The sequence below is a fragment of the Variovorax rhizosphaerae genome, assembly GCF_037889975.1.
GTDB lineage: Bacteria > Pseudomonadota > Gammaproteobacteria > Burkholderiales > Burkholderiaceae_C > Variovorax > Variovorax rhizosphaerae.
Window position 1 is genome coordinate 13859 of record NZ_JBBKZT010000028.1, and the last position, 21724, is coordinate 35582.

Sequence of the window (21724 nt, forward strand, 5' to 3'; positions counted from 1 at the left end):
CTGCGCGGCAGGCCTTCGAGTGTAGTGATCGATCGCTGCGATCGACAGGGACATGACAAGCCTCTGCGTCGGCAGCGCACGCACTGGGCCATCCCCCTCTGAACGACTTGCGGGAGCGCGCTTGCTGCGTGCCGGAGCGCCCATGCGGCGTTGGACGCGTCACATCTGCTGTCAGAGCCACCTCTTGACCGACGCATAGCTCACACGGGCCGCTGTCCAGGGCTTCGGGCTGCGCCACCGTCCTCACCCGGTCCTCGGCTCGCGCCTCGGCTGCGGCTTCCGGGCGGTCCCCGGACATCGGCCCTTGCTGCTCGCTTTCCATGCGTCGAGGCGGCTCCGAAAGCAGATGTTCAACCAGCGCGGCAAACGCCGCAGAAAGGCCCCGTCATGCGTGCATTCCATTCCCCCCGTGCGGGCGTCACTCAGGTGCGCAACAGCCCATCCAATCCAGCAGCCACGGGCTTTCCCCCCGTACCCCCCGAGGACTCACCCAAAGCAGGTCCTGTCCAAGGCAGGACTTCCGCCGGTCAGGGCGGGGGCCGCATGGATGTGCGGCAAGCGATCACGGACCGCGTCATTGCGATGCTCGAGAAGGGCGGCAATGTGTTCCGCGAACGCTGGACGCGTGCCGCCTCTCACGGCATGCCGCGCAACGGCAAGACCGGCGCGCCGTACCACGGCGCCAATGTGCTGCTGCTGTGGGATGCGGCGATCGAGAACGGCTACGCCTCCAACGTGTGGCTGACCTACAAGCAGGCGGCCAGCATGGGTGCGCAGGTACGCAGGGGTGAACGCGCGGTGCTCTGCGCGCACTTCGAACGCAAAGCGATGCGCGATCGACGCGATTCCGAGATCGACGCCAACGCCAACGGTGAATCGCACGGAGAAGGGGAGGGCGATGCAAGCGATCGCGGCAATGGGACCGGCTCCAATGCTATGTTGTGCATGCCATTTTGGCTTTTCAACGTCGCTCAGATTGATGGGCTGGCGACGTCGACGTCGGACGAAGCGCCCGAACCCCAATCATGGGCGGACCGCTCCCCCATCGAAGGCGCGATGCGCTTCATCGGCGGTTGCCAAGCCAACATCCAGCACGGCTACGCACGCGCGGCGTATTCGCCTGCAGCCGATCGCATCCTGATGCCCGATGTCGACCGCTTCACCAGTTCGGAGGCCTATTGCGCGACCGCCCTGCATGAACTGGTGCACTGGACGGGAAATGAGAAGCGCCTGAACCGGAAATTCGGGGAGCGCTTCGGCGATGCGGCCTATGCGTTCGAGGAGCTGGTCGCTGAGCTCGGCTGCGCCTTCGTGCTCGGTCATATCAGACTGGTCGATGCCACCATTGAAGGCCATGCCGCCTATCTGGACAACTGGCTTCAGGTGCTCCGCAACGATCGCACGGCCATCTTCACGGCCGCGCGCCACGCGGGCGAGGCGTACGAATTCATATTGGCGCGAGAACTGCCGTTACCTCAAGGCACACCCTAATTGCTGGCTAATTGTGAATTGAAATGCTTGCGCGCCGGGAGGACATTGGCGCGCATAAAGCAATTAGACTTGCGCACCTTCAACTTTCTGCTTTCTCATGACCAAGACTCACGCTCAACTGCTGCGCGAAATTGCCGTTCTTCAGGCCGCGGCCGACAAGCAACGAAAAGTTGAATCCCAGGGTGCTGTTTCGAAGATCAACGAGATGATCGCGAAATTCGGCCTCGCCGCAGCGGATCTCAAGTTCGCCTCCAGCGCCGCTGAAAGCGTGCCGTCCAAGAGCGTTGCCGCTGCCGCCAGCAAAGCCGGCAACGTCAAAAAGGTGAGCAATGCCAAGGCCGCCGTTGCAAAGAGCGCCGCCCGCTACAGCGACGGCGAGGGCAAGGAGTGGGGCGGCCGCGGCCCGCGGCCTGCCTGGCTGAAAGCGGCACTGGCCGCCGGTCGGACTCTCGAAAGCTTCCTCACCGGCGCGACACCGACGCCTGAAGCACCCCCAGCGGCAGCCGCCGAGCCGGCGCAGCAGGCCGCGTCGAATAGGGCAGCCGTCAAGACATCCGCCGTCGCTGCATCCGCCGCACCGTCGACCAAGGCCAATGCGTCCAAGAGGGTTGTCGCCAGGAAGCCGGCGTCGAAGAAGGCGCCCGCCAAGAAGGCTGCGGCAGGATCGGATGCCGTCGCGGCGCCGGCGGCTGCAAAGGCAAAGACTGAAGCGAAGGCTCCGGCCAAGAAGTCCGTTGCGAAAAAGGTCGCCGCGAAGAAGGCAGCAGCCAAGAAGACGCCTGCCGAGAAGGCCGGGGCGAGCACACAAGACACCGTCGCCAAGCCCCCGAAGCCCGCGGTCAAGGTTGCAGCAAAGAAGGCGGTGAAAGCCGTCGCGAACAAGGCGGCAAAGAAGGCCGCATCGAAGAAGGCGGCAGCGACCAAGGCTGCGCCTTCGAAGAAGTCATCGCCGGCGCGAAAGTCTGCAATCGCCGCAACGACGGCTGCCGCGGTCGTGCCCGAGGCCGTGGAAAGCATTGCTCCTGTGTCGTCGCCTGCCATTGAAGCTGCAGTGGCAGTCTGATCGCCTGCGGGGCTGACCCACCCAGCCTTCGCATCGGCCGTTTCAAACGCAGTGCAGGCGTCGCGGAAAGCGCCGCGAAGTCATGGTGGCGTGAGCGCTGCGGATGACTACACCGGGGCTTTGGGCCGCGACTCATCGCCCCGACGACTTGGCCGCAAACGCCTGCGCACGCGCGGCGATGCGGGCGGCACCTGGCTGCTCACCGGACTCGACGAATCCGGCGAGATTGCGTACGGGCTCATGGACGGTGGCTGGGGTTGCCCCAAGGCTCGGCTATCCGGCCCTCTGCGACCTCAGTTTGATACGCGGCCTCGCGAACCGGCCGATCGAGCAGGACCTGCATTTCCATGCGGACAAGCCCCTGAGTGCCTATGCGCACGAAGCCATGCTGCACGGGCGCATCTAGGCCTAGCCGGCGGCTGTCAGCCAGCCTGGCCCGAAGCCGGACCGGGATCCGAACCGCCTCTGCGGGAAGCGGCTGCAGTGCCGCCGCTTCGACCTGCCCCGCGGGTGCGCGCATGTTCGGCTTCTCGCAGGCTGTGGGCTGCGCGCGCAAGCGCGTAGTCGGCGTAGAGCTTGTCGACGGCCTTGATCCAGGCGTCGGTTGCCTCATCCCGTCGAGCGACAGCGGCTTGGTCGCCGCTGTCGCCGGTGCCGGCGACCAGCTGTCGATGCGAGGCTGACGCCTCACCGTCCTGGTCGCCGTCCTGCAGCGGCAAGCGTCGACGCGGAAAGGGCGGTGTCGTAACTCCGGCCTTGCGAAGGATGACTTCCTTTTGTTCCGTGCTCAGCATGGCACTTCTCCTGCAATAGCCGTTCCAGCTTTCGATCTGGACACTGGCTGTCCTGCAGATTGTGATCCCGGTTCCGCGTTTGTTGGCTGCTATTCGTCTGGGATTTGCACCGGGCCCGCTCCATGCCTTGGGCGCCCCACCGGCTGCGCCGCTGTCGGGCTGCTCCAGGTTCGCGCCTTCGCGCTCATCCCCTTCGGGGACTGGCTGCGCCAGCCTTGCGCATCCCTGGCGCAGCGGACTGCGTCCGCTCGAACCTCCCTGATCAGACCTGTCCTTCGGCAGGTCGAGGCGCTCGCCGCGCGGCGGTTCCGCCACGCATCGGCCTCGTGATCTTTCCGGGCTGCCGTTTTCCTGAGTTCTTCGCCTTCTCCGGTGACTCTGCGCCGGCGGCGCCAGGAGACCGGCTGCGCCTGCAAGGGGGTTTTCATAAGGCTTCGCCTTACAAACCTTCCCCCTTGCTCCCCTGTCCCCGCCGTCGCTGTCGTTCACCGGGCGAAGAACTCAGGAAAACGGCGGCCAGCTCCGGGTAGGAGGCCGATGCGTACCGGAACCCTTCATCGAAGGGCTCTGAATCTAGGAACCCGGCATCTCTTCAACTTCAACTGCAAAGGAATTCAAGATGACTGCCATTGCCAAGCCCAGGAAGAAGAACGTGGTCTCGGGCGCATCAATCACCTCGACTGCGCCGAATAAACCGGAGGCGCAGACGACAAGTGCCGAGGACCCGGCATCGGGTCGCGACATGCTCGTGCCGCTGGATAAGCTTGCCATCAGCCCATCCAACGTGCGCAAGGTGCACCATGAAGAAGGCCTGATCGAACTGGCCGCACTCATCGAATCGCAGGGCCTGCTGCAGCGTTTGAGCATCGTGGCTGACACAGACGGTCGCTTCGACGTGGTTGCGGGTGGCCGGCGGCTGCGAGCCATGCAGATGCTGGCGGCCACAGGGCACTGGCCCAAGGACCAACCCATCGAGTGCAAGCTGTACGCACAAGGGCAGGCCGTCCAGGTGTCGCTCGCCGAGAACTCGGGCCGCCAAGGGATGCATCCGGCCGATCAGATGGAAGCGTTCCGGCGCCTCGTTGAGGACGGCCTGTCCGTCGCACAGGTGGCTGGGCGCTTCGGCGTCTCGCCCCTGACCGTCGAGCGCCGCCTCAAGCTCGCACGGCTCGCCCCGCGCTTCATCGACCTCTACCGCGCCGACGAGATCGAACCCGATCAGTTGCAGGCGCTGGCCCTCATCGACGACCCCGCTGCTCAGGAGGCTCTCTGGGACGGCCTCAGTCCCTACGACCGCAGCGCATGGCGCATCCGGAACGCCGTCACCGAGAAAGCCTGCAGCGCGGACAGCCGGCTCGCGCGCTTCGTCGGCCTCGACACCTACGAAGCCGAAGGCGGAAGCGTCCGGCGCGACCTGTTCTCCTCGCCCGAGGACCTCTCTGGTGTCTACCTCGACAACCCGACCATGCTGCAAACCCTCGCCATGGACAAGCTGCGCGGCGTCGAAATGATCGTCAAGGAGGAAGGCTGGTCCTGGGTGGCGTGCTCGCTCGAGGCCGACACGAGTGCATGGCGGCGCCACGGCCGCGAGCGGCAGAGCGAACGCGAGCCGACGCCCGAGGAAGCCGAGTCCATCGAGCGACTTGCCGCCGAGCAGCGCAAGCACGCCGAGGCCTACGACCGGCACCAGGACGAGGGCGACCCCGATGCCGACGACTACGAACTCATCGAGCAGCAGCTTTGCGAAGCGCTCGACCTGGCCGATGAAAGCCTCATGGCCGCACGGGCTGTTTTGCAGCACTGGGCACCCGCCCAACTCGCACGGGCCGGTGCGCTGGTTCGACTCGACCATCGTGGCGAGATCGTGATCGAGCGCGGGCTGGTGCGGCCGGAAGATGGCAAGGCCACGCCCCGCGAGGCGGGTGACGCTACGCGTCCCGACGCGGAAGCGGTGGAGCCGGCATCGACCCGCGCCGAGTTCAGCGAAAAGCTCATGCGCGACCTCACAGCGCATCGCACCGCAGCGCTGCAGGCGGCCTTGCTGCAGAACCCGCAGGTCGCCCTCGCGGCGCTGGTGCACCGGATGTCGGAGACCGTGTTCAGCCTCTACGGCAGCGGCGATGACATCGTCAAGGTCGCCGTCCGTGTGACCAGCGACGGCACTTTCGCGGAGGAAGCCAGCGAGTACGGCGACAGTCCCGCCGCCACGCTGCTCGGCGAAGCGGAAACGATGTGGGGCGACCGACTACCCGGCAACCCTGAAGCGCTGTTCCGCTGGCTGCTCGCGCAGCCGCAGGAAACTTTGCTCGACCTGCTGGCCTACTGCACTGCGCGCAGCGTCAACGCCATCGCGGCACGCACTCGCACGACCGCCAACCACAGCGATGCGCTCGCGCAGGCGCTGGGGGTCGACATGGCCGACTGGTGGGTTCCCACGGCAGGCCGCTACCTCGGCCACGTCAGCAAGACCAAAGCACTTGAAGCGGTCAGGGAGGCGACAGGTGTCGATGCGACTCAGGCGACTGCGGGCATGAAGAAGCCTGACCTGGTCAGCTACTGCGCCGCGAAGCTGGAGGGGACGCGATGGGTGCCCGCCCCGCTTCGGCCCTGCCTCGTCTCCTCTGGTCTTCCGGAGGCCGAGGCAGACGATTGACCTTCCCGCAAGTGGTGCCGGCCTTGCCGGCATCGCGTGCTGCTTCAACCGGTCCACCTCCAGCATCCCGCAAGGTCTCGACCGGCATTTTGTTCACCGATATGGAGAGATGTCATGACCGCTTTCAACAGAACCATCGCGTACGGCATCATTGCCTTGGCCGCACTCGGCGTGCTGGCTGGCGTCCTATCCCGCACGGGCAACCGTGCGCCTCAGGCAGCGAGCGGTTCCCTAAAAGAACCGGCCTTTGCGACGCGCTTCCAGCCCGTGGCCCCAGTGATCGAAGGGATCGGCAGCACCCGCGCGCTGACACCGGTCGATCTTGGCGCGACGAAGTTTGACTCTTCGAACGGCAGCAAGGCGCCGGCCGGCGCAGGTGTGCATCATGAGTCCGCAAAGACAAGCCGATAGGCCCCCACCCGTCCCGTCGTTGACGGAGCCGCTCTCTCGCTTCGAGGGTCACTGCCTCTGCCAACGCACAAGGGAGTGCGAGTCACTGCTGCAACTGGCGGTCCTCGGCGTCGTCGAGGCGATCGAGCGCCATGGAGCCGACCCGCACTTGGCGGAGATTGCACGTCATCTTGATGAGGCCGAGCGACGGGTCGAAATGGCAAGGCGCCTTGCCGCAAAGTGGGACGAATGAAGCGACAAGGTGATTCGGCACCAGATGCAACCGACTGTCGCGCGCAACTCCACTGGTAACTGTGCTGAGTGGAACTCGGCAGACACTCGACGACTGCATTGCAGGAAGCTCTGAGTCCTTCCTTGCCAAGGGCGCAGAGCATCCCAGGCTCCGACGCTTGGAGGCAAGCCTATCTCACAACAACGCTGATGTCAGTAGGTTGCGCCGGAGAAGGCAAGCGGTTTGCATCCCGCTTCGGCCGGCGTGTTCGGCACGACGCACCGCCTGGGTCCTTCGTGGTTTCGGCATCGCGTGTTCCGTTCACGTCAGGGGAAACGTGCCTGTGGTCATCGCGCCAACCCTCTTCTTCGTAGGCAGCGCGGGCACGCATGCGAACAACTTGCCCCTTCGCGTCGAGGCAGTGATCGCTGTACCCCGCGCTGATTCCAAGAAAAGTGTTCGGCATGACGCACCTCGCGTGAACGCGTCGACGCCTGGCGTGCTGACCAAGAGTGTTCGGCATGACGCGCACGGCCGGTTCGATTCGATGCATGCGATGGTTTTCTTGTCCGGAATCGTTCGAAGACAAGGGTAGATTCGTTGTTCGATTGAGAGAGCTAGAACGTGTTCGGCGTGACGCACGTCGTCTGAAGGCGAGCTTCGCACGCCGCCTATGGTGTTCGGCATGACGCGATGAGGCCTCGTTCGAATCGGAATCACGAGTGGTGCAACTTGATGTCGCCGAAAGGGTGTTCGGCATGACGCAGTTGCGCTCCCCGGAGTGAGGTAATCGGGAAGGCGCTTTTTGGAAGACGGTCCTGGTAAGAGCTGAATTCCACATGAGCCGTGTTTGGCACGATGCAATCACAGGCCCAAGCGTAAAGACGGCGAGCTCGTCGTCCTTGGGAACGTGTTCGGTATGACGCGAGTTCGGCGTTTCTCAGGGTGTTCGGCAGCGTCCTTCTGCGGTTTCGGGGCTGGCGGGCGGCAAAGTGTTCGGCATGACGCAGATCGGCCGAAGGCGCCCCCGTCTCGCGTGCTGCCCCCGCCAAAGCCGTCGCCGAAAGTGTTCGGCATGACGCCGGTTCGAACTTTCCGACGTGTTCGACATGTGGTCGGTGTTCAGTCCGACCTCGCGATCAGATGCGTGTTCGGCATGACCCAGGTCAGATTTCGATGCGTTGTCTCTTTCATATCGACGTCGATGGCTGTTTGGCAAACGCAGGAGGTCTGCTTGGGACATGACGCGACGAGACCGCGTTCGAATCGCACGCAACAAGCAGCTGAAGGATGTTCGGTATGACTCACTTCGCGTGAACGCGTCGCCGCCTCAGAAGCTGACCAAGAGTGTTCGGCATGACGCGCACGTCCTGTTCAAATCGATGCATGCGATCGCCCTCTCTTGCGCGGAAGTGCCTCACATGATGAGAGCAGTGTCGTTGTTCGACGTCGAGGGCAAGAATGTGTTCGGCATGACGCAAGTGCTCCTCTCGAAGTTCGGTCATCGGTAGGGTTGCATTTGGAAGACGGCGCTCGCCACGACCGAGACACCGGTGATGGGGCTTCACGGGCCTTCGCGCGCTTCTGCTGAGTTGGTTGCAACCGGGTAGATGGCGTCTGCTGCAATTCCACATGAGCCGTGTACGGCATGACGCGGGTTCGGGTTTCGCTGCGTCAGTCTATTGCCCGATGAAGTGAACACGTTCAACGAGACGGGCGGAGCTTCGCCTGGAATGAACGTAGCAACAGCGGCCGCTGGAGCTCGCCGAACAAGTGTTCGGCATGACGCATGTCGAGCGAATGCGTCGGCGCCTCCCGGACTGCCCCAGTCCGTGTTCGGCGTGACGCGCGCGTCCTGTTCGAATGGGAAGCCTACGATGGTCTTAGGACGCAAAGGTGTTCGAGATGGGGCGGAGTCCTTGTTCGCCTTTGAGGGCAGGATAGACTGGCGTCAGACATTGTTAACGTTTCTTCGTTTTCCATGGCCACCGCTCTTCGAACCGTCGTCCTCGGCACTCGCACTTCGTGCGAAACGAAGGCACGATTCGCCGCGCTAGCGGCTCAGCAGGGTCTGAGTGAATCGGCGATGCTGGGCCTTCTCGTCGAAAGGGCACTGCTCGCCAATGGCGCGCTCGAGGCGGCAGACCAGATAGAGCTCGACACGCAAGCTGAACGTGCGAACGACCGGGTCACCCTTCGCCTGCGTCCAGGCGATCGAGCGCTCGCGGACGCCAAGGCTGCGACTCGCCGCATGAAGACCTCAAGCTATCTGGCGATGCTGGTGCGCGCACATGTCCGTAGCTCCGCGGTCATGCCTCCCGCAGAGCTCGAAGAGCTCAGATGCATGGCCGGGCACTTGGCCGCAATGGGTCGCCAACTTCGAGCGACATCAATGCCGGTTTCAAGTGAATTGCTCATTGATGTCGGGACCGCTGTTGAGAGCGTGCGTGAAGCTGTCTCAGGCGTCGTACGCAGAAACTTGATCTCTTGGGAGGCTGGCAATGCCTAAGCACATCGTGACGCTGCCTCGCACCTCGGGTATGGATCTCGACATCGTGAGCTACGGCCGTCGCGGCCCCGGTGGGTCACTGCATCTGAATCCGGATCAGGTGGAGCAAGTCAAGCGAACCGTCGGTCGGGTGCCGGAGGTGATGGTCAAAGTGTCTGGCGGCGCGCGCGAGAGCGGTGGCGCCAAGGCTCATCTCAAATACATCGGTCGTCACGGCAAGCTCGAAATCGAGACCGATGACGGCATGTCGCTGCTGGGCCGCGATGTCGCAGATCGCCTGTTGTCCGACTGGCAGCTCGATCTTTGTCGCAGCCAATACAAGGCCAAGCCGGCCGCGGGCCAGAAGGACACGCGGGCGAAGCTCACGCACAACATCGTGCTGTCGATGCCGGCTGGCACGCCGCCAGAAAAGGTCTTGCGCGCCGCGCAGGTCTTCGCTCGCGAGAACTTCGCCCTGCAGTATCGCTACGCCATGGCCCTGCACACCGATCAAGCGCATCCGCATGTGCATCTGGTCGTGAAATGCGAGCACGAGACGGAGCCGGGCAAGCGGCTTTACATCCGAAAGGAGACGCTACGGCAATGGCGCGAGCAGTTTGCGTTGCTGATGCGTGAGCAGGGCGTTGCGGCGAACGCAACGCCTCGACAAATCCGGGGCCAATTGAAGATGCCCAGCAAGGATCCGATTCATCATCGCCTCCGCGCGATGCGGGCTTTTCAGAATCTTCCGGCTAACCAGCGTGCCGAGCGACGGCCGCCGCCGGAGTCGACCTTCTTCCGGCGCAAGGTTGAAAGCGTGGCGAAAGACCTTCAAGCCGGTAGATCCTCCCCCGATTCAGGCAAGGAAAGGCTTTTCGTGACGCGTGGCCAGGTCGAGGCCGATTGGCTGGTGACGATCAACGCGTTGCGACAGCAAGGCGAACTGGCTCTCGCACGCCAGGTTGAGCATTTTGTAAGTTCAATGTCCCCCGTACTCACCGAACGCGAGCTCATCGCTGCAGGGTTGCGTGAAGCTCTGCGGGCGAACCGTGGGGATCGCATTCGTGACGCTAAAGAGCAGTCGAAGAACCGAAGCCGCTAGGTTTGGCGCAGAATTCTCCAAGTATGCGAGCGCAGGAAATGTGTACGACCTGCTCAAGACAATGCTGGCTGCCATGTGCAATGGCGTTCTCCGCTTCATTGCTTTCTTCAGTTTGGCTTGGAGCATCCGACCAGCTTCATGGGGCCCATGGCGGTCGGCGGGCGTCGTGCCGCCACCGGCAGCAGCGCAGCGTCTGCTGTCTTTGCGGGTCGCTCGACGAACTCACGCTGTGCGGCCGAAACCTCTAGTCGTTGGGCGAACTATTCCCCGCTGATAACGACTGGTCCGGAGGCATTGCGGCCGTAGCCTGGCTGCATCCCAACAGCCACCCCGCTGTCGCCGAGTCGAACGGCCGCTTTATTGGTCGCCCAACTGGAAGTTAGGGCCCATCACGGTCTTTCGGCTTCGGCTCCAGCATGTCTGCAATGCGTGTGATGCCGACATTGCCTCAGTCGAGGCGCATCGAGCCGGATGGATTTTTTGTTCTGCTTGGGCCCATCCCCGAATGGCGAGACTCTCACTGCCCGATCGATGCCTTCAGCTCCGAGAAGCTCACGATCCGGCCGGCTATCGCACTGGCGGCTACTGTGGAAGGGCTGGCAAGCCACAGCGCGCCCGGGCCCGAGCGACCCGGAAAGTTTCGATTGATCGCGCTGATCGTGACTTGGTCCTCGCGCTCGCTGGCGCCAGGGCCCGCATTGATGCACGCCCCGCAACCGGGCTCGACCAGCTCGACGCCCATGCGCTCGAAGAGCGCCACCATCTGCATCCGGTCGCTGCGCGCGCGCACGTCCTCGCTGCCGAACTGCAGGAAGAACCGCACACCCGGCGCGATGCCGAGCCGGTGTTCCTCGGCCCAGGCCAGGACCGCGTGGTAGGCCTCGATGTCCTCGAGCTTGCCCCCCGTGCAGGAGCCACCGTACGCAATGTCTATCGCGACCGCCTTGTCGAGTGCCGACAGCGCAAGGCCCTGCCCGGGATCCCCGGGGCGCGCCACCATGGGTTCGAGCGTGCCGCAATCCACCTCGATTTCGTGCGCATACTGCGCCCCCTCGTCGCTGCGCATCCAGGGTTCGAGTCGGAAGTCGACGCCCCGACGTTCGCGCAGGAAGCGAAGCGTTTCATCGTCGGGGGCCACGATGCCCGTCAGGCCGCCAATCTCGGCCACCATGTTGGTGAGCGTAGCGCGCGCGTCCGTCCCCATCGCGCTCAGCGCCTCGCCGGTGTACTCGAAGACGAGGCCGACCAGGCTGCCGTTGCGGATCTCCGGCAGGCGCAGCAGATGCAGCACGACATCCTTGGCGTCGACCCCGGCGGGCAGCGTCCCGCGCAGCTGCACCCGACAGACCTTCGGCGCTGTCACGCGCACATCGCCCGTGATCCATGCGTTGGCCATTTCGCTCGCACCGATGCCGAAGGCAAAGGCCCCCAGCGCGCCGCAATGCGGAGTATGGGAATCGGTGCCGATCGCGACCTGGCCCGGCAACACGTAGCGCTCGGTCATGATCGAGTGGCAGATGCCTTCCGCCCCTTTTCTGCCGGGCACGCGGTGATGCAAGCGGACGCCGTGCTGCGCGCAGAATTCTTCCTGCATCCTGCCCATCGCCATCGCGGAGTCGAGCAGCCCCAGGGCGCGCTTTGCCGGTGACATGGTCTCTTCGACATAGACCAGGTGATCCGCGAAGCACTGGATCGATGCGACGTCCTGCAAGGCAATGTCGGGTCCCATAGCTTTGTTCATGAATGCGGCGCACATCCCGGTCACGTAGTCGTGCGAGTAGCGCCAATCCGCCTTGACGAAGCTGATGCCCGAAGTCGAAGGCGGCCTCCTGGCCGAGCGCGCGATGATCTTCTCGACGTAGGTCAACGGGCGGCTCTCGGGCGGTTGCGGCTCCATCGCGATCTCGCCGGCTAGCCGGGCCTTCGTGTAGTTGAACAGCCCCCCGCGCGCCAACACCTCGGCCGTCACGGCATCCAGTCCCGCCACCAGCTCCGAGACCGGGATCGCCTCGCCAGCGCGGATGCGATCGACGAGGCCGAAGTCGCTCGATGTGAAGATGCCGAGGTTGTGGCAGTTCTGGCGATAGATGCGCTCGAACTTCTGCGCGATGACCAGGCGGATGCCGGCCATGCGCTCGGCATAAGGACTCGCCTCGCGCGACGAACCCTTTCCGTAGCGCGTGCCGGCCACCGTCACCGCGAAGCCGCCGCGCCGCACCTGGTCCGTGCCGATGGGCCTGCGACCCTCGCAGGTCAGACCGACGTAGGGATAGCGGCCGAGCGTTTCGTCGACATGGAAGCAGGCCCAGCCGGGCGTGATCTCGTCCGTGGAGACGTCGTCGCGCAGCTTGCCGGCCTGCGCCTGTGAGAGATTCTCGCCGGCGATCTGCCGCTCGACCAGCGTCGGATCCTCCGACAGGAAAAGGATGCGGCCTTCGAATTGGATGGCATGCATGTCGGCTCCTCTGGCTGCGCCGGTCATTCGACCAGCTTGACGTCGGCATCGCGAATGATGCCTTCTCGCTGCTTCCGCTCCGCCTGCATTCGCTTGGCGAAATCAGCCACCGTCCCGCCCGTGGGCGTGAGGCCCAGCTCGGCCAGCTTGCTGCCGACGCTCGGGTTGCGCAGCGTAATGCCGACCGCTTCATTGAGCCGAGCGACGATCGGCGCCGGCGTCGACTTGGGCGCCATCAGGCTGTAGCTCACCAGCATGTCCGTGCCGGGCAGAATCTGCCCCATGCGGGGAATCTGCGGCTGTGCCTCGTAGACCTTGGTGGTCGCCACGCCGACCAGCTTGATCTTGCCGGCCGCCACCATCGGCTGCGCCGTGCTGACCAGCGTGATCAGCATGTCGATCTGGCCCCCGGCAAGGTCGCCCAGGGCCGCGCCGGCTCCGCGGTAGGGCACGTGATTGAGGCGGACCTGGCCTGACTTGGCAATCAGCTCGCCCAACAGATGATGATCGGTCCCGACGCCGGGGGTGCCGAAGCTCAACGGCGCGCTGCTGGCCTTCGCTTGCTTCAAGAGGCCTGCGAAGTCGTTGACCGGGGACGCGCTATTGACCGCGATCACGAGCGGCGCCTCCGCCAGATGTGCGACCGGTGTGAGTGCGGCCATGGCGTCTTCCGCCTTCTTCCCATAGAGCGCCGGGTTGATGGCGTAGAGGCTGTCGGTCGCCAGCAGCAGCATGTAGCCGTCGTCGGGCGCCTTGGCGACCAGCGAGGTTCCGACCAGCCCGCCCGCGCCCGTGCGGTTGTCCACCACGACCGGTTGCTTGAGCGTCTCGGTCAGCGAGTTGGCGAGCACGCGACCCAGGATGTCCGCGCTGCCGCCGCCCGCGAAGGGCACGAAGAGCGTGATCGGCCGGGTGGGGTAGGCGTCGGCGGCGATGGCTCCACTGACAACGCCGCAGGCCCAGGTAGCGAGTGCGGCGGCACGCATCAGCGTTGCGATGGCGAATTTTCCGTTGTTGAACCTCATGCTTGTCTCCAGGTGTGGGTATGACCCGCACTCTAGATTTCCCTTAGAGACACAAACTTCAATTTCGCGCATCGTTCGTTCCCGTTTGGAACTTATCTGCACCGATGCGCATCGACTTCGATCCCATCACCCTGCGCCTCTTCCTGGCCGTCTGCGAAGAGGGAAGCATCGTCAGGGCGGCCGATCGGATGTCCATCGTGCCCTCGGCCGTGAGCAAGCGAATGGCTGCGCTCGAGGACGATGTCGGCATCGAGTTGCTTCAGCGTGGCGCCGGGGGCATGGGCCCCACCGAGGCCGGTCAGGCATTGGCAAGGCAGGCCCGGGAAGTGCTCGCCGGCATGGACCGCATGCACACGACCATGCGCGACATGGCGACGGGCGGCGCCGGGACGGTTCGCATCCTCGCGAGCCTCGCGGCACTGTCGCACCGTCTGCCTGCCGACATCGCCGCCGTGCTCGGAAAGCACCCGGCCTTGAAACTTAGTCTGCGCGAGGCGTCCTCCAGCGAGATGGTGCGGCAGGTGAAGGAGGGGGCGGCCGACCTCGCGGTGTGCTGGGATGTCGCAGACCTAACGGGGCTGCGATCCGTGCCCTATCGACCCGACCATGCCTGCGCCCTGGTCTCGCGCGGCCATCCGCTGTCCCGAAGGAAGTCCGTGCCCTTCGCGGAGACGCTCGGCTACGACCATGTGAGCGCGATGCCCGGCAGCATGATGGAGACGATGTTGCGCCGGCATGCGGCGGTGGCGGGCAAGACCTTGCAGCCACGCATCGAAGTCGAGAGCTTCGAGGGCGTGGCCCATGTCGTCGCGGCCGACCTCGGCATCGGCATCCTGCCTCGCGAGGTCCTGCGCCCATGGGTCGATGCACTGCCGATTCGCGTGATTCCCTTGTCCGACGAGTGGGCCACCCGGCGTTTCGTCGTGTGCTTTCGGACAGAGCCCTATGTGTCGCGTGCCGCGCAGATCGTCGCAGAGGGGCTTCGGCTCGCCGCCACCATAGCGGCGGAATGAACGCGTCCGCTGTTTGCCCCTTCTCGAACGTCGAGCCACGCAGCGTCGACCTTCCGCTCATGGCCGCGAGTTCAAATTCGCGGCATCGCCTGACAGCTGACTTTTCACCGCGATCGCCCGCTTGACCAAGGACAGCCTTCTGGACACTGGAAAACCTGATTGCTTGTCCAGTGGTGCGAAAAGTGCGATGCCGTCTCTGGGACCCTGTTGTGGCCCACAGAATGCCAACAGGCTCAGTGCGCCGAACTCTTCATCCATTCCGGCGTGCGCGACCGCCTGCCAGGCTATGTGCGAGGCACGCATCAGATCGCCACTGGCGCCGCTGGAGCGGCCATCGACTCGCCAAAGCGAAGCACTGCCGCTTCACGTCCGGCCAGCCCCACCCCTGAGCGCCGGCGAGGTGAAGTCGTGCTTCTTTCGCCGGCCGGCCAGGGCACATTGCCGAAAGGAACCTATTGGGAAGGCCCGCTGGACAAGCCGCACAGCCCTGGCTTGATGAGATATTTCGCCATTATTTTGATTGTTTGAATGCCAAACAACCTATATTTGGTGTATCTATACTCCCTCTCGACTGGTTTTGGTGAAATGCGTAACATCACCATTATTTTGCGTAAGTGATCCGATCTCAACCCATATAGGGGCGCTCTCATGACTTCTACACCCATCCCATCCCCCGTGGTACGCGCCATGGAGCGCTTCGGCCGCAACATCTCGCTGGCCCGGCGCCGGCGCAACCTCACTCAGGTTGATCTGGCTGCGCGTATCGGCGTGACGGTCAACACCGTGCGCCGGCTCGAAGCCGGCCACCCGGGCGTGGCGCTGCAGCACATCGCGCGGGCACTGCAGGTGTTCGGCGAACTGGAGAAGCTCGAGGCCTTGATGGACACCGCCCACGACAGTATCGGAATGGCTCTCCAGGACGAGAAGCTGCCGAAGATCATCCAGCCGCCTCGGGGCCGCAAGAACGCAGGAGCTTTCTGAGACCATGGCCAAACTAGCTGCAGCAGCGAAGGGCTTCAAGCCCGCATCCACCAGGGTCGAGCTGGCGCTCCACCTGGGAAATGCCGGCATACCGCTCGGCAAGCTCATCTACCAGAAGGATGGCGCGCGCGAGTTCTCGCAGTTCGCCTACGACGCGGCCTGGCGGGCGTCTGCCGACTTCTTCACAGTGTCACCTGACGTGCTGAACGCACCGGGCTTCCAGCAGTTCAAACCAGCCGGGAAGGAAGAGTCGTGCTTCTTCCAGGCGCTGGCCGACACCGAGCCCGATGACTGGGGCCGCCGCGTCATCGCGCGGGCCCATGCCAAGGCTCGCGAGAAGGACGCCAGCCTGCCGGCGCTGACCACGCTGGACTTCCTGTGCCACGTTGACGATTTCAGCCGCATGGGCGCGCTGCGCCTGCATGACACGAAGACCTACCTGCGCACCTCCGCGCAGGGCCGGCGCCAGACGCCGCCGCTGCTGGAACTCGAGCGCATGCTCACAGCCTCTCGCGCGGTCGAGGAGAATCAGGAAACGCAGGAAGACCTGCGCTACCTGCAGGGCAAGGGCACCTCGCTGGGCGGCATGCGACCAAAGTGCACCGTGCTCGACGAAGACGGCTTCCTGGCCATTGGCAAGTTCCCGAGCGTGAAGGACGAGCGAAGCATCACGCGCGGCGAAGTGCTGGCACTGCAACTGGCTAAGTTGGCGGGCATCGACGGCGCCCGGGCTCGCGTGCAGATGGTAGGAGCCATCCCCGTGGCCATCATCCGCCGGTTCGACAGAACCGCTGAAGACGGCCGCATCCCCTACATGTCGGGCACGACGCTGCTCCAGGCCAAGCGTGGCGAGGAGCGCGCGTACACCGAGGTCATCGACGAACTGCGCGGCATCAGCCAGGACTTCCAGAAGGACGCCCGCGAGCTGTGGCGCCGCCTGGTATTCAACCACCTCATCACCAACGTGGACGACCACCTGCACAACATCGGCCTGCTGTATGTCGGCCGCAAGCAGTGGACGCTGTCGCCGGCCTTCGACCTGAACCCGTTCCCGGACAAGGACCGAGAATCCAAGACCTGGCTCAGCGAGGACACCGGGCCCATCACCTCAGTGGACCAGCTCATGGGCCAGGCCGCACGGTTCGAGTTGGCAACCACGCAGGATGCGCTGAAAGTGCTGGGTGAGGTTGTTAAGGCGGTGCAGCAATGGCGCACGCTGGCGACATCCTCGGCCATCGGGCTCACCCAGCAGGAGCTGGGAGCCTTTGCGCCAGCGTTCGAGCACGAAGCACTGGTGGAAGCGCTGCAACTGCTCGCCTGAAAATGAAAGGCCGCCTCGGCGGCAAATCCAGGCGATCAATCTTCATAGTCGGGCTCTGAGGTCGGCCACGTGCCGCCGAACGACCCCGGCGTCACCACGAGAAATCGGACCAGCCAACGCACCGGCCAGCCCCTCGTTTGATGAGCAGGCTCTCGCGGTCATTTTGGCGGAGTAGGCTGGCCACTTCGGTAACGCACTGGGACGTACACCACTCAAGTCCATGGATCCATCGTCGCCGGTGCGGCCGAAACGCGGTGTTGGGAAGCGTTCCCGTCATGTAAATGTATGAGTTTGCCGCTGAAATGCTGTCGTGCGACAGGTTTCAGAGGTGCAGCGGACCGCTACGCGTCCGAGGCCCGAACGGCGGGTTGCTGCAGTCGCGGTCGTTCGTCTCTCAAATCCGTCGGTCAGCAATCAGTCTCGACCTGCCGGACGACCGGCGCGACCCGAGGACTGCTCATGGCGGGCTACGGCAGTAGGCGGGGCAGCCTCCGAGTGCTTTCGCGACCGGGCTCAGCAACTCGACGCCGCCAAGCGAGTTTCGTGGCAATGGCGAAGCATGGCGCATGACGCTACTCAGCGAGTGGGCGGTTCGCGCTTCTCGCGGGCCGCGATGCGTGCCATGTCGCCGCGCTCGATTCGTTGAGCGATGTTTTCGCGAGCGCTTGCTAGGAAGCGCGCGCTTTCGGGTGCCTCGTACTTCTCTGCCTCGATGACAGCCGCACCAAGTGAACTGACCGCGCGTGCGTGATGCGGAAATTCCCGCGCAAATTCGAAGCGATCCATGATCCGGAAGGCGGCACCTTCACGTGCCCATTGCAGCATTTGAGACGCAGCCGCCGTGGTCTCGCAGCGCGCGGCGGCTTCGCTGCGCCACATGAGGACCTGGCTCGCCACGTCGCGGGGCACGTCGGGGCTGGGCGCGAGCCGCTGTACCAGCGTCTCCCATCGCATCGCGAACTTCGCAAGTTCCTTGGGATGTCGGGGCTTGTTGCGAACGGCGTCCAGCGCAACCAGTGCCCGCGCCTCCCGCTTCCATTCGCCCTCGACCAAGCGGTTCTCGTAGACCTGCAGAACGTTGCGGTCGATGATTCTCAAGCCGTCCACGGCGCGCCGTTCTTCCAGCAAACCCATGGCCGCGCGAACGTTGGCCAGCGCCGCATCATGTTCCTGCCTTGAGACAAAGCGCGATGAGAGGCCTCGATCACGCGAGCGGTCATACTGCGCCATCACCGACAGCGTGCTCTCGTCCGCGTTGGTGCAAATAAACACGGCTTGGACGACATACGCGTCCTTGCGCAACGTGTTGGCCATCCGGTACGCTGAGCGCGGATCGTGCATCTCATCCTCGACCAGGAGGTGCATGCGATGATGCTGCGCGTCCTGGACGATGCGATTTGACCAGTAGGTGACTTCTGGTTCTATCGCAGGGGCGCTCAGGATTCCGGTTGCGGTGCGCGGCCGCCAGACGGGGTGATAGGCGCGCAGGCGATCGCCGCTGACTTGCACGACGGCGCCGATCGTCTTCGCCAGTTCGAGGCGAAGCGTCGCCGCCGCGGATGGCGTTCCTGCCCCTGGTTGTCCCGCGACGATCATCGCAGCTGGAGATCTCGACGGCATGGCGCCGGCAAGAACATCAGGTCGAATCCTGTGTTCGTAGATCTGGTCGCGCTCTTCCTGGCTCAGGCGGGGCGAAGTCATGCCTCTGCCTCCGGTGCCGGACCCGAGGCAGAGTCGGGTGAGAAGCGGTCCAGGATCCTTGCGACGGCAGCGGCATCCTTTGGATCGAACGCGGCCAGCAGTTCGCACGCTTCTTCACGCTCGTTGCGGACGGTCTCAACCCTCTGCAGGTCCGAGTCCTTGAAAGCCAAACTTTCATCGAGCCAAGCCGTACGGTCTGCAATGGCTTGGTGCAACACGGCCAGTGCAACCTCGGCATCGAGCGCCGCCAAGGCATCCGACCAATAGCGCGGTTCGTAGGCCGCCACGGATCGACTCTCGGTGGGAGCGGCACGCAAGGGCTGCTCTTGGTCAATCGAAAAGTCACCGATGCGAACTGCCTTGGTCAGCATCATGCGCATGATGTCCGGCAGTTCCAGTCCCCGTTCCTCGGCCATGCGCTGCGCGCGCTCGGCGATCTCGCGGTCGAGGCGGAAGCGAATGATCGGGCTGTTGTCCATGGCGACGCGAGTTATAGCAGCACCTGCATTTGCCTCGCTCGCCCAACTCAGAAAAAAGAGTGTTGACTGTTATGCCGCGCCTGGACGTTGCCTGAAACTATGACGTGAGCTTCATCGCCATCCAGACCAGTGCGAGGTGCGCAGGATAGAACGCATAGAACAGCCACCGGTGACGCTCGAGCGGAAGGTCGACATGCGTCGCCGCCAGGATTAGCGGGAGCGCTGCCAAGGCGGCGAAGTTCCCGTTGATGAGCCACAGCGACGCCAGTGACAGGGTCCAGAGCGCGAGTCGCCCGGCTGTGGGCCTGTGGCAGTACGCCCAAGCGCCGAGGCATGTCCACACGCCGAACCACCAGAATTCGACCACCGCACCCGCCACGACAAACGAGAGCACCGCCAGTGCGGTGTGCATCCGCCCGCCACGTTCGATCAGCCAGGTGATCGCGGTGGAGAGCAGCAGCATAAAGAGGATGTTCAATGGCCACCAGCCGACTAGCGCGACGAACATTGGCGTCGACAGAGCGCCGAAGACCAGCAAGCGCCGCATGACCCTCACATGCACGCCTGCGGCAAAAGCGCCGGGGCGCGCGAGGTTGTACATGAGTACGAAGCCGAAGACCGGCATCACCAGGCGGCCGAGATCGAACAGCGCTGGGCTTGCTCCTCCAAGGAGGTACTTGTTGACGTGATCCAGCGTCATCAGGACCATGCCAAGCCATTTCAGGGCTTCCAATGTCCCGGCAGCAACCCGCAAGTGAGTAGTGCGGCCGGCCGTAGCGGCACGCCGGCCCTTGACCTGCAGCACCTTGGCCATGTCAGTAGGCAGGCGCGAGTTCAGAACCTTCGCTCCAGAGACGTCGCCATTCGGCGTCGTACTGCGCCGCGATGGCCGGTGCGTCACGCACCACGATCACGTTCTCTGCGTTGCGCTGCGCCGCCGCGGACGTGTAGTTAAAGCTGCCGGTCTGTACGGTGAGGCCGTCGATCACCATGAACTTGTTGTGCTGGATCGCGTAACGCCCGTTGGTGCGCACCTGTACTCTCTCGTTGGCGAGGAAACGAACAGCTGAATAGCCTTTGCTGGTTTCCACTGCATCGGCGAGCACAAAAACCTTCACACCGCGTTTTGAAGCCTGCAGCAACTCCGTGGCGACGGGCTTGCTTGTGAAAGTGTATGCGGCGACGAAGATGCTCGACCGCGCACCCCGAATCGTCTCAAGCACGAGCGGCAAGGCCCCACCCGGCGTAAAGGCAGCCGCGACCATGGCGGGTTGCGCGGGGACGAGTTGCGCCGATGCAGATGGGGCCGAGGCAAGCGCGCAGCAAGCCGCCAACATGGTCGCGAGAAAACGGCATGCGCGCTGGAAGTCTATTTGTTGGGTTGACATGGCAGAAGCCGCGTTCAGGTGAGTCGTTGCTCTCAACCACGGGCGTGCTGCAGTTCTTCCCGGGACGGGCCGCTGCGATTGCGATGATGAACCTGGTTCTGATGTGCCCGTTGCGCAGGCAGCTTGATGTGCTGACCTTGCGCGATTGCATTGGCCAGGCCTGTGCGAATAGCCTGAACGACACGCGCCTGGTCGGCGGCATCCGGCGTCAGGCGTTGTGCGAACTGCTCTGCCAGCTTCATGCCGGCCACCGCGCCTTTCAGGTCTGGAAACTGCGACAGCACGTCGGCCGGAGCGACGTCACCCATTCTGAAAACGGCGGCCTTGCGCTCGAGCGTTTCGAGGTACTGGACCTTCTCGACACTCCAGGTCATACGCTGAGCGACGAGTTTCTTGTCGCCGGCGAGCTCTCCGTTGGCATTGCGTGCCGGCACCCGGACCGTCACTGCCCGCGCGCCGCGCTGCGCCAGGACGACTTCATCTCCAACGCTCGCGGCAGAGCGCGACTCTGCGATCGCACGCTCCAGATCCGTCCCCCACAGCGTACGCTCTCCCACCTCCGTCCGGACGCGCACGTAGTAGGACATGCGCTGCGCCGAATCGAACTGATAAGGCGCTGCCGCGTGCGCAAGAAGCACTCCGACGGTCGGTGGACGCATGGCGGTGCGGGGAGCAGGACTGTTGCCCGCAGAACCGTTGCGCTCTTCGCGCGCCGCTTGCTTGTCATTCGCCGGCGCGTGCTGATAGTGGGGCGGATCACGGTCCAGCGCGCGCTGCAATTGCTGGATCTCCAGCGCGTCGGGCCCGTAGCCTTGGACTCCGATACCTCGGATGGTGGCCTCGTGCCAGACCTTCTGGCGAAATTCCTTCGTGCCGGTCACCCGAATGGTATGCCAGCCTCGCGCCTGCATGATGGCCACGACGCTGTGCACGACTTCGAGGTTGTGCGTGCGTACCTTCAGGCGGTCTCCGGCATCTACAAACGCCAAGGTGCGGTCGGCGAAGAAATACCGATTGTCGATGCGCAAGAAGCGCTGTGCGACCGCATCGGGGACGATCCGGTTCGCCGGCTTTGATGGTTCAGGAGGATGCTCGCTAACGGAACCTGCAGAAGTTGCATCTTCGCTGTCATTGGGAGGGTTGACCAT

The 21724-nt window shown here is 64.1% G+C and carries 20 protein-coding genes and 1 pseudogene; 12 read left to right on the forward strand and 9 right to left on the reverse strand.

Going from position 1 to position 21724, the window contains the following annotated elements:
* Window positions 1-543: 543 nt before the first annotated feature.
* The 4 genes and pseudogenes from WKW82_RS34835 to WKW82_RS34845 all read left to right on the forward strand — a co-directional run bounded on the left by WKW82_RS34835 (window position 544) and on the right by WKW82_RS34845 (window position 2960).
* Window positions 544-1491, forward strand: coding sequence for an ArdC family protein (locus WKW82_RS34835; RefSeq protein ID WP_340347642.1), 948 nt, complete (start codon window positions 544-546; stop codon window positions 1489-1491).
* Window positions 1492-1588: 97 nt separating this feature from the next.
* Window positions 1589-2554 carry an H-NS histone family protein gene (locus tag WKW82_RS34840; protein WP_340347644.1) on the forward strand — a complete coding sequence of 322 codons (966 nt, stop codon included), beginning with the start codon at window positions 1589-1591 and terminating at the stop codon, window positions 2552-2554.
* Between the two features lie 90 nt (window positions 2555-2644).
* Window positions 2645-2776 (forward strand): annotated as a pseudogene (locus WKW82_RS40705) (hypothetical protein); the annotation flags it as partial.
* Window positions 2777-2780: 4 nt separating this feature from the next.
* Window positions 2781-2960 carry a DUF2958 domain-containing protein gene (locus WKW82_RS34845; protein ID WP_340347645.1) on the forward strand — a complete coding sequence of 60 codons (180 nt, stop codon included), beginning with the start codon at window positions 2781-2783 and terminating at the stop codon, window positions 2958-2960.
* A 16-nt stretch (window positions 2961-2976) separates the two neighbouring features.
* Here WKW82_RS34845 and WKW82_RS34850 read toward each other — a convergent pair whose 3' ends face one another.
* Window positions 2977-3348, reverse strand: coding sequence for a hypothetical protein (locus tag WKW82_RS34850; protein WP_340347646.1), 372 nt, complete (start codon window positions 3346-3348; stop codon window positions 2977-2979).
* Between the two features lie 619 nt (window positions 3349-3967).
* On the opposite strand from WKW82_RS34850, the gene WKW82_RS34855 reads away from it, so the two are divergent.
* The 4 genes from WKW82_RS34855 to WKW82_RS34870 all read left to right on the forward strand — a co-directional run bounded on the left by WKW82_RS34855 (window position 3968) and on the right by WKW82_RS34870 (window position 10213).
* Window positions 3968-6001, forward strand: a complete 2034-nt coding sequence (locus tag WKW82_RS34855) for a ParB/RepB/Spo0J family partition protein (RefSeq protein WP_340347647.1) — start codon at window positions 3968-3970, stop codon at window positions 5999-6001.
* 114 nt (window positions 6002-6115) lie between these two features.
* A complete protein-coding gene (locus WKW82_RS34860) occupies window positions 6116-6412 on the forward strand; it encodes a hypothetical protein (protein WP_340347648.1) in 297 nt (98 codons plus the stop codon).
* A 2192-nt stretch (window positions 6413-8604) separates the two neighbouring features.
* Window positions 8605-9132, forward strand: coding sequence for a hypothetical protein (locus WKW82_RS34865; RefSeq protein WP_340347649.1), 528 nt, complete (start codon window positions 8605-8607; stop codon window positions 9130-9132).
* The gene (locus tag WKW82_RS34870) at window positions 9125-10213 is read left to right on the forward strand and encodes a relaxase/mobilization nuclease domain-containing protein (RefSeq protein WP_340347650.1); all 1089 of its coding nucleotides are present in this window, start codon (window positions 9125-9127) and stop codon (window positions 10211-10213) included. Before WKW82_RS34865 ends, WKW82_RS34870 begins: the two co-directional genes overlap by 8 nt.
* A gap of 517 nt (window positions 10214-10730) precedes the next feature.
* Here the strand turns inward: WKW82_RS34870 and WKW82_RS34875 are convergent.
* The gene (locus WKW82_RS34875) at window positions 10731-12668 is read right to left on the reverse strand and encodes an aconitase family protein (protein WP_340347651.1); all 1938 of its coding nucleotides are present in this window, start codon (window positions 12666-12668) and stop codon (window positions 10731-10733) included.
* A gap of 23 nt (window positions 12669-12691) precedes the next feature.
* Window positions 12692-13693, reverse strand: coding sequence for a Bug family tripartite tricarboxylate transporter substrate binding protein (locus WKW82_RS34880; protein ID WP_340347653.1), 1002 nt, complete (start codon window positions 13691-13693; stop codon window positions 12692-12694).
* A 104-nt stretch (window positions 13694-13797) separates the two neighbouring features.
* On the opposite strand from WKW82_RS34880, the gene WKW82_RS34885 reads away from it, so the two are divergent.
* The 4 genes from WKW82_RS34885 (at window position 13798) to WKW82_RS34900 (ending at window position 17008) form a co-directional block, all read left to right on the forward strand.
* Complete coding sequence (locus tag WKW82_RS34885) at window positions 13798-14706, forward strand: LysR family transcriptional regulator (RefSeq protein ID WP_340347654.1); 909 nt, start codon at window positions 13798-13800, stop codon at window positions 14704-14706.
* Between the two features lie 159 nt (window positions 14707-14865).
* Window positions 14866-15234, forward strand: coding sequence for a hypothetical protein (locus WKW82_RS34890; RefSeq protein ID WP_340347655.1), 369 nt, complete (start codon window positions 14866-14868; stop codon window positions 15232-15234).
* 159 nt (window positions 15235-15393) lie between these two features.
* Window positions 15394-15687 carry a helix-turn-helix domain-containing protein gene (locus WKW82_RS34895; protein ID WP_340347656.1) on the forward strand — a complete coding sequence of 98 codons (294 nt, stop codon included), beginning with the start codon at window positions 15394-15396 and terminating at the stop codon, window positions 15685-15687.
* A gap of 4 nt (window positions 15688-15691) precedes the next feature.
* On the forward strand, window positions 15692-17008 hold the full coding sequence (locus WKW82_RS34900) for a type II toxin-antitoxin system HipA family toxin (RefSeq protein WP_340347657.1): 1317 nt from the start codon (window positions 15692-15694) through the stop codon (window positions 17006-17008).
* A 42-nt stretch (window positions 17009-17050) separates the two neighbouring features.
* On the opposite strand, the gene WKW82_RS40710 is transcribed toward WKW82_RS34900, so the two are convergent.
* From WKW82_RS40710 to WKW82_RS34925, 6 genes are all read right to left on the reverse strand, one after another.
* The gene (locus tag WKW82_RS40710) at window positions 17051-17230 is read right to left on the reverse strand and encodes a DUF2520 domain-containing protein (RefSeq protein ID WP_422823663.1); all 180 of its coding nucleotides are present in this window, start codon (window positions 17228-17230) and stop codon (window positions 17051-17053) included.
* 354 nt (window positions 17231-17584) lie between these two features.
* Window positions 17585-18817 (reverse strand): zeta toxin family protein, encoded by a 1233-nt coding sequence (locus tag WKW82_RS34905; RefSeq protein WP_340347658.1) that lies wholly within the window; start codon window positions 18815-18817, stop codon window positions 17585-17587.
* A complete protein-coding gene (locus WKW82_RS34910) occupies window positions 18706-19188 on the reverse strand; it encodes a hypothetical protein (RefSeq protein ID WP_340347659.1) in 483 nt (160 codons plus the stop codon). Before WKW82_RS34910 ends, WKW82_RS34905 begins: the two co-directional genes overlap by 112 nt.
* 97 nt (window positions 19189-19285) lie before the next feature.
* On the reverse strand, window positions 19286-20002 hold the full coding sequence (locus WKW82_RS34915) for a TraX family protein (protein ID WP_340347661.1): 717 nt from the start codon (window positions 20000-20002) through the stop codon (window positions 19286-19288).
* A gap of 1 nt (window position 20003) precedes the next feature.
* Complete coding sequence (locus WKW82_RS34920; RefSeq protein ID WP_340347662.1) at window positions 20004-20576, reverse strand: phospholipase D family nuclease; 573 nt, start codon at window positions 20574-20576, stop codon at window positions 20004-20006.
* Window positions 20577-20608: 32 nt separating this feature from the next.
* Window positions 20609-21724 (reverse strand): LPD7 domain-containing protein, encoded by a 1116-nt coding sequence (locus tag WKW82_RS34925; protein WP_340347664.1) that lies wholly within the window; start codon window positions 21722-21724, stop codon window positions 20609-20611.

Bases quoted from the DNA above. Each gene is read 5' to 3' on its own strand.
- WKW82_RS34870 (WP_340347650.1), top strand. From the start codon at position 9,125: ATGCCTAAGCACATCGTGACGCTGCCTCGCACCTCGGGTATGGATCTC.
- WKW82_RS34910 (WP_340347659.1), bottom strand. From the start codon at position 19,188: ATGGACAACAGCCCGATCATTCGCTTCCGCCTCGACCGCGAGATCGCC.
- WKW82_RS34880 (WP_340347653.1), bottom strand. From the start codon at position 13,693: ATGAGGTTCAACAACGGAAAATTCGCCATCGCAACGCTGATGCGTGCC.
- WKW82_RS34865 (WP_340347649.1), top strand. From the start codon at position 8,605: ATGGCCACCGCTCTTCGAACCGTCGTCCTCGGCACTCGCACTTCGTGC.
- WKW82_RS34920 (WP_340347662.1), bottom strand. From the start codon at position 20,576: ATGTCAACCCAACAAATAGACTTCCAGCGCGCATGCCGTTTTCTCGCG.
- WKW82_RS34840 (WP_340347644.1), top strand. From the start codon at position 1,589: ATGACCAAGACTCACGCTCAACTGCTGCGCGAAATTGCCGTTCTTCAG.
- WKW82_RS34835 (WP_340347642.1), top strand. From the start codon at position 544: ATGGATGTGCGGCAAGCGATCACGGACCGCGTCATTGCGATGCTCGAG.
- WKW82_RS34895 (WP_340347656.1), top strand. From the start codon at position 15,394: ATGGAGCGCTTCGGCCGCAACATCTCGCTGGCCCGGCGCCGGCGCAAC.
- WKW82_RS34875 (WP_340347651.1), bottom strand. From the start codon at position 12,668: ATGCATGCCATCCAATTCGAAGGCCGCATCCTTTTCCTGTCGGAGGAT.
- WKW82_RS34860 (WP_340347648.1), top strand. From the start codon at position 6,116: ATGACCGCTTTCAACAGAACCATCGCGTACGGCATCATTGCCTTGGCC.
- WKW82_RS34855 (WP_340347647.1), top strand. From the start codon at position 3,968: ATGACTGCCATTGCCAAGCCCAGGAAGAAGAACGTGGTCTCGGGCGCA.
- WKW82_RS34915 (WP_340347661.1), bottom strand. From the start codon at position 20,002: ATGGCCAAGGTGCTGCAGGTCAAGGGCCGGCGTGCCGCTACGGCCGGC.
- WKW82_RS34900 (WP_340347657.1), top strand. From the start codon at position 15,692: ATGGCCAAACTAGCTGCAGCAGCGAAGGGCTTCAAGCCCGCATCCACC.
- WKW82_RS34925 (WP_340347664.1), bottom strand. From the start codon at position 21,724: ATGGTCAACCCTCCCAATGACAGCGAAGATGCAACTTCTGCAGGTTCC.
- WKW82_RS34885 (WP_340347654.1), top strand. From the start codon at position 13,798: ATGCGCATCGACTTCGATCCCATCACCCTGCGCCTCTTCCTGGCCGTC.
- WKW82_RS40710 (WP_422823663.1), bottom strand. From the start codon at position 17,230: ATGGACTTGAGTGGTGTACGTCCCAGTGCGTTACCGAAGTGGCCAGCC.
- WKW82_RS34850 (WP_340347646.1), bottom strand. From the start codon at position 3,348: ATGCTGAGCACGGAACAAAAGGAAGTCATCCTTCGCAAGGCCGGAGTT.